Origin of the sequence: Modestobacter marinus, from assembly GCF_011758655.1 — a bacterium.
Lineage (GTDB): Bacteria > Actinomycetota > Actinomycetes > Mycobacteriales > Geodermatophilaceae > Modestobacter > Modestobacter marinus.
On sequence record NZ_JAAMPA010000001.1, the window covers coordinates 1,191,288 to 1,203,544 of the forward strand.

Annotated in this window: 12 protein-coding genes; 6 read left to right on the forward strand and 6 right to left on the reverse strand. The window is 74.7% G+C overall.

Going from position 1 to position 12,257, the window contains the following annotated elements; translation table 11 throughout:
- Window positions 1-17: 17 nt before the first annotated feature.
- Both FB380_RS05575 and FB380_RS05580 read right to left on the reverse strand, forming a co-directional pair.
- The gene (locus tag FB380_RS05575) at window positions 18-884 is read right to left on the reverse strand and encodes a metallophosphoesterase (protein ID WP_166754210.1); all 867 of its coding nucleotides are present in this window, start codon (window positions 882-884) and stop codon (window positions 18-20) included.
- The gene (locus FB380_RS05580; protein WP_166754211.1) at window positions 884-2,368 is read right to left on the reverse strand and encodes a phosphatase PAP2 family protein; all 1,485 of its coding nucleotides are present in this window, start codon (window positions 2,366-2,368) and stop codon (window positions 884-886) included. The genes FB380_RS05575 and FB380_RS05580 overlap by 1 nt, the downstream gene beginning before the upstream one ends.
- Window positions 2,369-2,502: 134 nt before the next feature.
- Here FB380_RS05580 and FB380_RS05585 point away from each other — a divergent pair, with 134 nt between their 5' ends.
- The 3 genes from FB380_RS05585 to FB380_RS05595 all read left to right on the forward strand — a co-directional run bounded on the left by FB380_RS05585 (window position 2,503) and on the right by FB380_RS05595 (window position 5,041).
- Window positions 2,503-3,117 (forward strand): copper chaperone PCu(A)C, encoded by a 615-nt coding sequence (locus FB380_RS05585; RefSeq protein ID WP_166754212.1) that lies wholly within the window; start codon window positions 2,503-2,505, stop codon window positions 3,115-3,117.
- A 105-nt stretch (window positions 3,118-3,222) separates the two neighbouring features.
- A complete protein-coding gene (locus FB380_RS05590; protein WP_166754213.1) occupies window positions 3,223-3,849 on the forward strand; it encodes a hypothetical protein in 627 nt (208 codons plus the stop codon).
- Between the two features lie 187 nt (window positions 3,850-4,036).
- A complete protein-coding gene (locus FB380_RS05595) occupies window positions 4,037-5,041 on the forward strand; it encodes an alpha/beta fold hydrolase (RefSeq protein WP_166754214.1) in 1,005 nt (334 codons plus the stop codon).
- A 15-nt stretch (window positions 5,042-5,056) separates the two neighbouring features.
- On the opposite strand, the gene FB380_RS05600 is transcribed toward FB380_RS05595, so the two are convergent.
- Complete coding sequence (locus FB380_RS05600) at window positions 5,057-6,634, reverse strand: molybdopterin-dependent oxidoreductase (RefSeq protein WP_166754215.1); 1,578 nt, start codon at window positions 6,632-6,634, stop codon at window positions 5,057-5,059.
- A gap of 172 nt (window positions 6,635-6,806) precedes the next feature.
- Between FB380_RS05600 and FB380_RS05605 the strand changes: the two genes are divergently transcribed.
- A complete protein-coding gene (locus FB380_RS05605) occupies window positions 6,807-7,634 on the forward strand; it encodes a dienelactone hydrolase family protein (protein WP_166754216.1) in 828 nt (275 codons plus the stop codon).
- 18 nt (window positions 7,635-7,652) lie between these two features.
- On the opposite strand, the gene FB380_RS05610 is transcribed toward FB380_RS05605, so the two are convergent.
- The 3 genes from FB380_RS05610 to FB380_RS05620 form a co-directional block, all read right to left on the reverse strand.
- Window positions 7,653-8,027: a VOC family protein gene (locus tag FB380_RS05610; RefSeq protein WP_229681742.1), complete on the reverse strand. Its 375-nt coding sequence runs from the start codon at window positions 8,025-8,027 to the stop codon at window positions 7,653-7,655.
- A gap of 4 nt (window positions 8,028-8,031) precedes the next feature.
- A complete protein-coding gene (locus FB380_RS05615) occupies window positions 8,032-8,541 on the reverse strand; it encodes a hemerythrin domain-containing protein (protein ID WP_166754217.1) in 510 nt (169 codons plus the stop codon).
- 128 nt (window positions 8,542-8,669) lie between these two features.
- Window positions 8,670-9,947: a right-handed parallel beta-helix repeat-containing protein gene (locus FB380_RS05620; RefSeq protein ID WP_166754218.1), complete on the reverse strand. Its 1,278-nt coding sequence runs from the start codon at window positions 9,945-9,947 to the stop codon at window positions 8,670-8,672.
- Window positions 9,948-10,302: 355 nt separating this feature from the next.
- Between FB380_RS05620 and FB380_RS05625 the strand changes: the two genes are divergently transcribed.
- Window positions 10,303-11,316, forward strand: a complete 1,014-nt coding sequence (locus FB380_RS05625) for an ABC transporter ATP-binding protein (protein ID WP_166754219.1) — start codon at window positions 10,303-10,305, stop codon at window positions 11,314-11,316.
- Window positions 11,313-12,239 carry an ABC transporter permease gene (locus FB380_RS05630; protein WP_229681743.1) on the forward strand — a complete coding sequence of 309 codons (927 nt, stop codon included), beginning with the start codon at window positions 11,313-11,315 and terminating at the stop codon, window positions 12,237-12,239. Before FB380_RS05625 ends, FB380_RS05630 begins: the two co-directional genes overlap by 4 nt.
- Window positions 12,240-12,257: the final 18 nt, after the last annotated feature.

Here is a 12,257-nt window from a genome sequence, read left to right on the forward strand (position 1 = left end):
TCACCGGCGCGCGACGGTCAGTCCGGCGGGGTCAGCTCGAAGAAGACCACCTGCGGCGGGGCGTTGACCCGCACCGGCACGAGACTGAAGCCGAGGCCGCAGGTGACGAACAGCGCGTTGCCGTCGGCCCCGTACCCCGCCGGCGCCCATCCGTCGACGACGACCTCCTCCTCCTCGGTGAGGCCGAGGTAGGACCAGTTCGGCAGCCCGGGCAGCGCGATCTGCCCGCAGTGCGTGTGCCCGGCCACGGTGAGCGGCGCACTGCCGGCCGGCATCTCCGGGAAGGCCGTCGGGTTGTGCATGAGGACCACCCGGGGCGCCGTCTCGGGCAGGCCGGCGAGGGCCTGGTCGACGTCGGCCAGGCCGGGACGCGACGGCCCCACCCCGACGACGTGCAGGGCCTCGACCCCGGGCACCGGCTCCGACTCGTTGAGCAGCACCGGCACCCCGGCGTCCTCCAGCACGGTGGTCAGCTCGTCCGCGGCGCCGCTGGCGTGGTCGTGGTTGCCGAGCACGGCGTAGGTGGGGACCCCGGAGTCCAGCAGTGGGCTGAGCAGGTCCATCGCCGCCGTCACCTCCGGCTCGACGTCGGGGCCGGCGTGGTAGACGAAGTCCCCGCCCAGCAGCACCACGTCGGGCTCGGCCTCCACCACCCGCTCGACCGCACGCGCGACCATCCCGGTGTTGGCCCACCACATGCCGATCTGCATGTCGGCCAGGACGGCGACCTCGAGCGGGTCGGACCCCGCGGGCAGCCGCGGCAGCTCGACCGCGTGCCGCTCGTCGTCCAGGACCAGCCGCGGCTCGATCAGCACGCCGTAGCCGACCAGCAGCACGAGGGCCGCGAGCAGCGCCAGGCCACCACGGACCAGCCAGCGCCGCATCACCGACTCGCCATGCCCGCGGCGGTGGCGGGGTGCCGCACGCCCTGTCCGGAGCGGAGCTGGAAGGCCCAGGCGCAGGCCAGGACCCACAGCGAGCCCAGCAGCAGCCCGGCGACCACGTCGGTGGGGAAGTGCGCCGCCACGTACACCCGGGAGACGCCGATGGCCGGCGCGACCAGGACCGGCACCGCGAGCACGGCCCACCGCCGGCGGCTGACGCCGTAGCCGATCACCAGCGCGGCGAGGGCGCCGTAGATCGCGCAGGCCGCCGCCGCGTGGCCGGACGGCCAGGCGGCACCGGCCGGCAGCCCCTCGGTCAGGTCGACGACGTCGGGCCGCACCCGGCCGACCACCAGGCCGATGACGAAGTACAGCCCCACCTCGCCGACGATCACGACGAGGACGAACACGACGGGGCGCCAGCTGCCCACCCAGGCCAGCGACAGGACGGCGAGGCTCAGCCCGACCGCGATGACCGCCCGGGTGCCCGACAGCACGCCCACCGCCTCGGCCACCGTGGTGAGGGTCTCGGTGCGCTGCTCGACGAACCACGCGGCGACGCTGCGGTCGAAGCGGCCCAGCGCGGTGTCGTCCAGCACCCGGGTGACCAGCAGCCCCAGCCCGACGAGCGAGACGAACAGCGCCGCAGCCGCCCCGGCCAGCTGGCCGACCGTCGTCCGGCCCGCCGGCAGCACCGACTGGTGGGTGGGGGCCGGGTGCGGCGCGTCCGCCGGGTCGACGTCCAGCGGGTCCAGCGGCTCGTCGCTGTACTCGTGCCGGTCGTGCTGCCAGCCGCGGAAGGCCGCCGTCGTGATCGCCAGCCAGGCGGCGCCCAGCGCCCAGCCGGCCAGCACGTCGGAGACGAAGTGCACGCCGAGGGCCAGCCGGGTGAAGCCGATGACGAACACCAGCAGCGCGAACCCGGCGACGAGCCACGGCCGGACCCGGCGGCTCACCACCGGCAGCAGCACCAGCAGCAGCACCCCCCAGGTCACCACGGCCGTCATCGCGTGCCCGCTGGGGAAGCTCGCGTTGCTCGGGGTGTCCACCACCGGGTCCAGCACCACCGGGCGGGCCCGGTCGGCCACGTACTTGGTGAGCAGGATGAGGACCGGCAGCCCCATGCCGGTGACCGCGACGTACGCGGCCAGCCGCCGGTGCCGCCGGATGAGCAGGAAGAGCGTCGCCAGCACCGTCACCAGCACCGAGGCGCCGGTGCCCCCGAGGTCGGTGACGGCACGCAGCACGCTCACCGCCACCGGCGAGCCGCTGACCGCCTGGTTCAGGTCGGCCGCGACCTCACCGTCGAGGGAGGCGAGCGGCGACCAGCTGCCCTGGACCAGCAGCCACAGCACCAGGAAGGGCACCGCGCCGACCAGGAGGGCCACCAGCCCGAGGACGGCGCGGCCGCCGAACCGGCCTGCTGCGTGTGGCTGGTCCTGGTCGGGTGGGGACGAGGTCGAGGTGGTGAGGGGCCGGCTCATGGAGGTCCCGCTACCCAGCTCTCCGCGGGACAGCGGGCATCGTTGCGACACCGTGACCTGCGCCGCACGTCTACCCCGTGGACCGCCGGGTACGGGGCGGCAGATCCCTGCTCGCCGAGAGAACGGACTCGCTCATGACCTCCCTCCTCCCCCGGCACCGCCGCTGGCCGGGCGTCGCGCTCGCCGTCGCCGCGCCCCTGCTGCTCGTCACCGGCTGCGGCGAGACCGAGGACTCCCCCAGCCTCCAGGACGACGAGGGCGAGGTCGTCGACGACGAGGGCGGTGAGATCGTCGGGGGGCCCGAGGCCCCGGTGGTCCCGGTCAACGAGGACGTCGAGGTCGTCGGTGTCGAGCTCGCCTATCCCGTCGACGGGCTCTGGGAGGTCGGGGCGGAGGTGCCGCTCTACGCCGCGCTGACCAACATCGGCACCGAGCCGGTCACCCTGGTCGACGTCACCGGCCCGGACTTCGAGGAGGCCGTCAGCCTCGGCGGCAGCGCCGAGCCGTCGGACGCGCTGGAGATCACCGTCGCGCCCAACGACAACACCTACGTCGGCGCCGAGGGCTCGCCCTCGATCGCCCTGGTGGGTCTGGGGACGGAGCTGCGCTCCTCCCAGTCGATCCCGGTCACGTTCGTGTTCGAGGAGGCCGGCGAGATCACCGTGGAGGTCCCGGTCTCCGCGGACGACAGCGACCCCTTCGAGCGGTTCAGCTTCCCCGACCCGGCCGAGGACCCGAGCACGAACTGACCCCGCAGGTTGCGGTCCGGTGACGTTCCGGCGGATGACGCACCGCGCCGCCGTCCCCGGGCACGGGTGTACGGACACCGACACCGAGGCTGAGGACACGTACCCATGACCGAACCCCGAGACAGCGGCGCCACCGTCGCTGCAGCGAAGAAGCGGCCGATCTGGCCCTGGATCCTGCTGGCCGCGCTCATCGCCGCACTCGCGCTCTGGCTGCTCATCGCCGAGTTCACCGGCGACGACGACCTGGACACCGGTGCCGACGCCGGCGCCGTGGTCGAGGAGACCACCGAGACCGAGACCGACACGGAGACGGAGACGGAGGTGACCGGCACCGCGACCGAGACCCCTGCGGCGGTCGGCCCCGAGATCGCCCTGGGCGCCGTCCTCGTCGGTGACCTGGACGTGCTGGACCCGGCGGTCGACCTCAGCGCCAGCGCCGGGGAGCCCGTCCAGGCCAACACCGTCCAGGTGCAGGCCGTCGTCGCCGACGAGGCGTTCTACGTCGGCCCCGAGGCCGGGCAGACGATCCTGGTCCGGCTGCAGCCCTTCGGCGGCGAGGACGACCCGGAGTCCCCCTTCGAGGTGCAGGAGGGTGACACGGTGAGCTTCGGCGGCACCCTGGAGCAGGTCGACGAGGAGTTCCTCGCCGAGCTCCAGCTCTACGACCCCGCCCAGCAGTTCGAGACCGGCGACTTCTACGTCCAGGCGTCGGAGATCACCCTCGTGGAGTGATCCCGCGCTGACGTGGTCCCCTGCCGGGTGATCACGCACCGGACCCCGACGGCGTCCCCGGCCCGCAGCTGCGGTCCGGGGACGCCGCCGTCCGTCCGCTCCACCGTGACGAACCGTTCCCTCCCCGTGGATGAGGCCGCATCGTGCAGAACGCCCTGACCGAGACGGACCCGCCGCAGGTGGCCGGGTGAGCGCCCGGGCGCGCCGGGCCGCCCCTGCCGCGCTGGCGACCGCGGCGCTCGTCGCCGGGGCCCTCGCACGCCGCGCGGACGCACGTCGGCTGGCCCGCCGGACGACCGGGACGTCGCCGTCCCTGCGCACCGACGACGGCGTCCGGCTGCACGTGGAGGTCGCCGACGAGGTCGGCGCCCCCACCGTCGTCCTCGTGCACGGCATCGGCGCCTCGGCGGAGATGTACGACCCGCAGTGGACGGCGCTGCGCCGCCGCGCGCGGCTCGTCCGCTACGACCAGCGCGGGCACGGCTCCAGCGGCTGGGCCGGCGGGCGCGGGGCGACCGTGGAGCAGCTGGGGCGCGACCTCGGCCAGGTCGTCGACGAGCTGGGCGGTGACGGGCCGGTCGTGGTCGTCGGGCACTCGATGGGCGGGATGGCCGTGCTCGCGCTGGCCGCCGGCCGACCGGAGCTGTTCGGCTCCCGGATCGCCGGGGCGGCGCTGATGAGCACCCGGGCCGCACCACTCACCGGCGCGGAGCGGGCCAGCACCCCGGTCACCGCCCGGGCCCGCACCCGCCTGTCCACCGGCGGCGCGTGGGCGGTGTGGCTGATGGCCCCGCTGATGGGCGCGCTGCACCCCTTCCGGTCCCGCCCCGGACAACGGCTGCTCCGCCGGCAGCTGTTCGCCGGTGACCCGCCCGTCGGCGCGGTGCAGGCGATGTCCCGGATGTGGGCGGACACCCCGGCGGGGGTGCTGGCGGCCTACCTGCGGAGCCTGACGACCTACGACCAGCGACCGGCGATCGCGGCCCTGCGTGCCGTACCGGTCCTCGTCCTGGCCGGGACCGCCGACCGCACCATCCCGCCCCGCTCGGCGCCCCGGATGGCGGCGCAGATCGGCGAGCGGGCCGAGCTGGTCCTGGTGCCGGGCGCCGGGCACCTGGTCAACGTCAGCCACCCCGACACCGTCGACGCGGCGCTGGGCGCACTGCTGGACCGGGTGCAGGCGGCCACCTGAGGGCGCCCCGCCCGGTCACTCCTCGACGACGACCTCGATCACCGGGTAGCCGGAGGCGCCGTCCGGGGCCACCGGGGTGCGCTCGTCGGTCTGCAGCTCGCCGAGCCCGTCGGTGGCCCGGGCGGCGATGACGTGGACGCCCGGGGTCGCCTCCCAGGGCAGGTACCACTGCCGCCAGCAGTCGACGTCCAGGCGCTCGGCCAGCTCGGCCTCCTGCCAGGGGCCGTCGTCGATGCGCACCTCGACGCGCTCGATGCCGCGCGTGGGCGCCCAGGCCACCCCGGCGATCGGACGTTCCCCGGCGGTGACGGTCCGCCCCGGGCCGGGGACGTCGATCCTGGTGGAGGTCTTGATCGGCCCCTCCTTGGCCCAGCCACGCGGGATCCAGTAGCCGTCGACGTCCCAGTCGGTGAGCTCGATCGCGGAGAGCCACTTGGTCGCCGAGACGTAGCCGTACAGCCCGGGGACGACCAGCCGCGCGGGGAAACCGTGCTCGGCCGGCAGCGGCTCGCCGTTCATCCCGACCGCCACCATCGCCTCGGTGACGTCCAGGGCGGTGACCGTGGGGAACCCGGCGGTGAACCCGTCGACCGACCGGCCGACCAGCTGCGTCGCCCCCTGCTGGACCCCGGCGCGCTCGAGCAGCCGGAACAGCGGGACCCCCTGCCAGCGCGCGTTCCCGACCAGGGTGCCGCCGACCTCGTTGGAGACGCAGGACAGCGTGATGTCGGCCTCGATGTGCGGCATCGACATCAGCTCGTCGTAGGTGATCGTGAACGGGTTGTCCACCATCCCCCGGATCTCCAGCTGCCACTCCGCCGGGTCGACGGTCGGCACCCGCAGGGCGGTGTCGATCCGGTAGAACTCCTCGTTCGGGACGAACAGCGGCGTCAGCCCGGGGATCTCCAGGTCGGCGCCGGCCGGCACCGGCCCAGCCGGCCGCACCGGCACCGGGAGCCGGATCGCCGCCCGCAGCTGGTCCACCCGCTCGCGCCCGCTGAGCAGCCAGCCGCCGACACCGCTGGCCACCGCCACCGTGGCCGCGCCGGCGGCCAGCAGGAGGAAGTGGCGACGGTCCGTCGTCGGGCGATCGTCCGACGCCGCGGCGTCCGCAGCCGCCGCGGCCAGCAGGACGCGCAGCACCCCGACACCGACCGCGGCGCCCACCGCCCCGGCCAGCACGGTGAGGACGGCGGAGGCGTCCGGCGCGGCGAGGCCGGCGGCGACCCCGAGCGCGGTGATCAGCACGAACGCGGCCGCACCGAGCACGAACCGCCGGCGCGCCAGCAGGCCGGTGCCCGCACCCAGCAGCGCGGCGACCAGTGCGATCGAGGCGAGCAGCACCGGCTTGTCGTTGGTGCCCAGCGCGGCGATCGCGGCGCGTTCCAGCCAGCCGGGCACGCTGTCGATGACGGCGTCGCCCACCGACAGCACCAGCGACGGCACCGCGTCGAGGGCGCCGGCGGCCAGCTCGACCACCCCGATGCCCGCTGCCGCCGCCAGCAGCCCGGACAGCGCCGCGGCACCGGCCGGTGCCCGCCGCCGCGCCGCGTCGTCGGCCTGCGGTCGTTCGACCAGTCGTGGCTCTCCCATGGACCCAGCTTCACCCGGCCCCGCGGGCGGGACCCGCCGAGCCGGGGAACCGACGCAGGATCGTCACGGAACAGCACTCCGGAGGGGCATCCGTGCGGCCCCGGGGAGCGGACCGATCGGTCCACCCCGCCGAGGACTCGACCGATCGGCCTCCGTGCTCCACGATCAGCCGATGACAGAGTCGTCATCCGCCGTCCTGGCCGGCTGGGCACCCGAGCCCTTCACCAACGCCGGCATCACCCACACCCTCCACACGCGCGGCTCCGGGCCGGGCGTGGTGGTCCTGCCCGAGGTGCCGGGCCTGACGCCGGAGGTGCTCGGCCTGGCCGACCACCTGGTCGGTGCCGGGTTCAGCGTCACCGTCGTGGAGCTGTTCGGTGACCCGGGCCGGCCGATGAGCCCCGGGTACGCGGCCCGCAGCTTCGCCGGGGCCTGCATCAGCCGGGAGTTCCGCGCCTTCGCCAAGCGGGCCGACCGTCCGGTGGCCGAGTACGTCCGCGCCGTGGCCCGCCGGGTGCACGACCGGGTGGGCGGCCCGGGGGTCGGGGTCATCGGCATGTGCTTCAGCGGGGGGTTCGCGCTCGCCTCCGCCGCCGAGCCGGCCGTCCTCGCGCCGGTCGCCAGCCAGCCGTCGACACCGCTGCCGCTCACCCCGGGCCGCCGCCGCGACCTGGGCATGTCCGACCGGGAACGCGAGGTGATCCAGGGACGGGTGACGAACGAGGGCCTCTGCCTGATGGGCCTGCGGTTCAGCGAGGACGCCGCCTCCCCCAGCGACCGCTTCCGGGCCCTGCGCGCGGCGTTCGGCGACGGCTGGCTGCCGGTGTCGCTGAACAACCGGCCGGGGAACGACGCGGGCATCGGCCGGCGCGAGCACCAGGTGCTGACCAACGGGGACGTCGAGACGCCCGGCCACCCGACCCACGAGGCGCGCGAGCAGGTCGTCGCCTTCCTGCGGGAGCGGCTGGCCCGCCAGGAGGTCGGCGCCGGGCAGGGCTGACCCGCTCGGCCGGCCGGCTCACCCGGGGAGGTACAGGCAGAACGGGTGGCCGGCCGGGTCGAGCAGCACGCGGACGTCGGCCTGCGGCTGGAACTCCGCGACGGTCGCACCCAGCGACCGGGCGAACTCCACCGCCGCGTCCAGGTCGTCGACCGCGATGTCGAGGTGGGCCTGCATCCGCGGGTCACCGGGGCCGGCCGGCCAGACCGGGGGCACGTGGTCGGCCTCCAGCTGGAACGACAGCCCGGGACCGTCGGGACGCAGCGTGGCCCACTCGGGGTCGTCGGTGCCGATCGGCCAGCCGAGCAGCGTCGCGTAGAAGCGCGCCAGCCCGCGCGGGTCCGGGGTGTCGAGCACGGTGGCGGTCAGCGTCATCCGCGGCCGGCCGGGCACGGGATCAGCTGTTCTGCTCGATGTAGGTGTCCGGGTCCTTGTCCCGGATCGGGATCCCCGTGACGTGCTTCGCCTCGTAGGTCAGGAACTGCACGGCGATGTCGTGCCGGGTCTGCAGGTCGGCGTGGTGCCGGAAGTCCAGCAGGTCCTCCCGCTCCTCCTCGGCCATGTGCTCGTCGTTGGCCTTGCGGGCCTCCCACACCGCCGTCCACCACTCGTCGGTGCCCACCTGGTGGTCCTGCGTCTTCCGGACGGCGTCCCGGATCTCGTTGTGGTCGGAGACCGCGTCCTCGACCTCGTCGCGCACGCCGCCCTCCGGGTTGCCCTTCCCGAGCTTGAGCACCTGCGGGTAGAAGTACTTCTCCTCCCCCTCGGCGTGGACCTCGAGGAAGGCCGCCAGCCGATCCCACATGGCGCGCAGCGCCTCGTTGTCCCCGCGCGGCATCTCGTCGAGGAGGGCGAACATGCGCCGCTGCTGGTGGTGCTGCTCCAGGATGATCTCGGTGATGTCCATGTCCGGTGCGTGCCCCTGGTACCGGCTCCTCACACGCCAGGACGGCGGGGTGCAGCCCCGCGGCAGGGCCGCGGCTGACGTGACGAGGCCCCCTCCCGCGAACGGGAGAGGGCCTCGCACCAGGCAGGTCAGCGGGCGCAGATCTCCGCCGGGTCACTGACGCGGCACTTGTTGTTCCGGAAGGTGATCCCCGGGCCGGCCTCCTGGAGCAGGGTGCCCGGGATCGCCCGGGTCACCCAGACGTCGAGCGGGTCGTTGTCCAGGATCTTGTTCGACTTGACCTCGACGTTCTCCACCAGCCCCGGCCCGGTGACGCCCGGCGGGAGGGTGCCCGGCGGCGGGGCGAAGCTGACCAGCACCAGCCCACCCGCCGGGTAGTTGATCGGGGCCTCGCCGGCCGGGATCGTGACCTGGTTGTCGGTGATCCGGTTGCCGACGACCCGCACGGAGTCGGCGTTGGTGATCGACATCCCGACCCCGGAGACCCGCTGCATGCCGTCGCGACCGGCGATGCAGTACCGGTTGTTGGCGATCGAGGCGTTCGCGGTGAGGGTGACGTCACCGCCCTGGACCTGCCGGGTGGTGTCCGGGACCTCGGTCTGCGCGTCGTCGAAGACCAGGACGCCGACGCAGTTGCCGGTCAGCTTGTTCCCGGCGATCTTGGCGCCGCGGGACTCACGGAAGAAGATGCCCAGGTTGTAGCCCTCGACGTAGTTGGCCGTGATCCGCGCGTTCGCCCCGTCGGAGTCGCCGACGCTGATGCCACCGGTGCCGGAGTACCAGGGCGCTCCCCGGTCGAGGCCCCGCTCGACGTTGCCGGCGATCGTGATGTTGGTGGAGTCCGCGGCCACCACGCCGTACCGCTCGTGCGCGATGCCCGAGGTGGCCGTGACGGTGACGCCGTCGGCCCCCCATGCGGCGATCCCGCTGGCCGGGTGGTTGCGGGTGCCGAGCTTGGCGACGGTGACCGGGCTGTCCGGGTCGAGGAAGAAGATCCCGGAGACGTCATCGGAGAGGGTGGTCGGGTTGCCCTCGGCGTCCGAGCGCTCGTGGGCCTCCAGGCAGGCGTTGGACGTGACCTCGGGCAGCGGTGCCTGCGCCCCCCACTCCGGCCAGGTGATCAGCGTGGTGTTGGGGCCGGAGCCGATGATCTTCAGGCCCTTGCCCACGACGCAGACGGCCTCCTGGTAGGTGCCGGGTGCGATCTTGATGGTGTCGCCGGAGGACGCCCGGTCGACCGCCGCCTGGATCGACTCCCCCGGGCGCACGGTGATCGTGCTCGACCCACCGGCGGCGGCGGTGCCCGCCGGCAGGGCGGCGACCATCAGTGCTGCGGCCAGGACGACGGTCCGGCCTCGGGTCCGCCGGCTGACCGCGCCGGCCCTGGTTGTGTTCCTGCTGAACATGATCGCCCTCCTGGACGGGACCGCGGCCCTCCGGAGAGGGCCGTGCTGGTGAGCCGCGCCGGTGCGGCGGCCACTCCGGCACCCGGTCCGGTGCTCCCGGCCCGAGGCGAGGACAACCCTCGATCACGCACCGCGCTCCGCGCAGCCGCCGCGGGTCGACAACTCTCCCCACCCGAGGTGGCAACCCACGACCTGCGGCGGACCCCACCCCCGACCGAGGTCGCATACGGGACCCGTCCCGGGTCGCACCCGTTGGTTGGCCTGCGCATCGCAGGTCTGCCGCCGGGCGAGGGATTTGCGGATCGACCCCGGGTCGCCGTCGACAGCACGGCAGCCACAGGGGCACAGTCCCGCCATGCCCCCAGCGCAGGCCGTCGGTGTGCGGCCACTCGTCGAGTCCGGTCCCGGCGACGAGGTGGTGGTGATCGCCGGGCTCACCAAGCGCTACGGGCCCCGCACCGTCGTCGACGACCTCTCCCTCACCGTGCGCCGCGGGGAGGTGTACGGCTTCCTCGGCCCCAACGGGGCGGGCAAGACCACCACCCTGCGGGCGCTGCTGGGCCTGGTGCGCCCGACCAGCGGGACGGCGACGGTGCTCGGCCGGCCGGCCGGCTCCCCGTCCGCGGGCGTCGGCGCGCTGATCGAGGGCCCGGGCTTCTACCCGTACCTCTCCGGCCGGGAGAACCTCCGGGTGCTCGCCCGGTACGCCGGCGCACCCGCCGGCCGGGTGGACGCCGTGCTGGACACCGTCGACCTGACCGATCGCGCCCGGGACCGCTACAGCACCTACTCCCTCGGCATGAAGCAACGGCTGGGCGTCGCCGCCGCGCTGCTCAAGGACCCCGAGCTCGTCGTCCTCGACGAGCCGACCAACGGGCTGGACCCGGCCGGCATCTCCGACATGCGGGCCCTGCTGCGCCGGCTGTCGGCCGACGGCCACACCGTGCTGCTGTCCAGCCACCTCCTCGGCGAGGTCGAGCAGGTGTGCGACCGGGTGGCGGTCATCTCCTCCGGCCGGCTGGTCGTCGAGAGCAGCGTCGGCGAGCTGCTCGGGCTGCGCCGGCTGGTCATCGAGGCGGAGCCGCTGGGCGAGGCGGCCGCGATCACGACCCGGTTGCTGGGCCCGGAACGGGTGTCGGTCGTCGACGGGGTCGTGCACGCCCAGGCCGGGCCGGAGGACGCCGCCCGGATCAACCGGGCGCTGGTGCTGGCCGACGTCGAGGTCTCCGGGCTGCGCCAGGAGGCACAGACCCTCGAGGCGGTGTTCCTGCAGATGACCGGGTCGGAGCTGGCCGTCGCCGATCCCGATCCGGACGACCGTCCGGCCCAGCGGACCGGGCGCCTGTCCCGGAGAGGAGCGACGCGGTGACCGCGACGACGCAGACCGACGACCCCGGGCCCGGGACGGCGGAGGCCGCCCGCCCGGCTCCGCGGACCGGCCGGACGGCGGGGTCGCTCGGGGCCATGGTCTCGGCCGAGCTCACCAAGCTCCTCCGCCGACCCGCCACCTGGGTGCTGGTCGGGCTGTGGCCCGCGCTGCAGCTGGTGTTCAGCACGCTGATCCCCTACGTCAGCTACCAGCGCGGCGCGACGTTCGAGGGGCTGCCGCCCGAGGCGGTGCTGGCGAGCATGCTGCCCGACCAGCTGGTGCTGAACTCGCTGTCCGGGCTGCCGCTGTTCGGGGGTGCCCTGCTGCTCACCCTCGGCGCCCTGCTGGCCGGCAGCGAGTACGGCTGGGGCACGTTGAAGACGGTGCTCGGCCAGGGGCCCCGCCGCCTCCAGGTGCTGGCGGCCCAGCTGCTCGCGCTGCTCGTGGTGCTGGCCGTGGCCGTGCTGGTGAGCTTCGCGATCACCGCCCTGGCGAGCGGGGTGATCGCGGCCGGTGAGTCGGCGACCGCCGACTGGCCGACGGCCGGCCGGCTGCTCCGGGGCCTCGGCGGCGGCCTGCTCATCGCGGCCACCTGGGGGTCGCTGGGCCTGCTGCTCGGGCACGCGCTGCGCAGCACCGCGCTGCCGATCGCCCTCGGGCTGGTCTGGGTCCTGGCCGTGGAGAACCTGATCGTGAACGTCGCCGCACCGTTGCTCGGGTTCTTCGACGCCGCCCAGGCCGGGTTGCCCGGGGTCAACGCCGGCTCGCTGGTCGCCGCGCTCGCCGGGCCCGGTGCGGCGCTGCGCACCCCCGGGGTGGCGGCGATCGTCGACGGGCCCCAGGCCGCCTGGGTGCTCGCCGGGTTCCTCGTGCTGTTCACCACCCTGACCGGCGTCCTGCTGACCCGGCGCGACGTCGTCTGACGTCGGCCCGGGCCCGGC

What these genes read in the sequence shown, in the direction of transcription:
- FB380_RS05580 (WP_166754211.1), bottom strand. Translation starts at nt 2,368, where the DNA reads ATGAGCCGGCCCCTCACCACCTCGACCTCGTCCCCACCCGACCAGGAC.
- FB380_RS05585 (WP_166754212.1), top strand. Translation starts at nt 2,503, where the DNA reads ATGACCTCCCTCCTCCCCCGGCACCGCCGCTGGCCGGGCGTCGCGCTC.
- FB380_RS05625 (WP_166754219.1), top strand. Translation starts at nt 10,303, where the DNA reads ATGCCCCCAGCGCAGGCCGTCGGTGTGCGGCCACTCGTCGAGTCCGGT.
- FB380_RS05600 (WP_166754215.1), bottom strand. Translation starts at nt 6,634, where the DNA reads ATGGGAGAGCCACGACTGGTCGAACGACCGCAGGCCGACGACGCGGCG.
- FB380_RS05575 (WP_166754210.1), bottom strand. Translation starts at nt 884, where the DNA reads ATGCGGCGCTGGCTGGTCCGTGGTGGCCTGGCGCTGCTCGCGGCCCTC.
- FB380_RS05615 (WP_166754217.1), bottom strand. Translation starts at nt 8,541, where the DNA reads ATGGACATCACCGAGATCATCCTGGAGCAGCACCACCAGCAGCGGCGC.
- FB380_RS05605 (WP_166754216.1), top strand. Translation starts at nt 6,807, where the DNA reads ATGACAGAGTCGTCATCCGCCGTCCTGGCCGGCTGGGCACCCGAGCCC.
- FB380_RS05620 (WP_166754218.1), bottom strand. Translation starts at nt 9,947, where the DNA reads ATGTTCAGCAGGAACACAACCAGGGCCGGCGCGGTCAGCCGGCGGACC.
- FB380_RS05590 (WP_166754213.1), top strand. Translation starts at nt 3,223, where the DNA reads ATGACCGAACCCCGAGACAGCGGCGCCACCGTCGCTGCAGCGAAGAAG.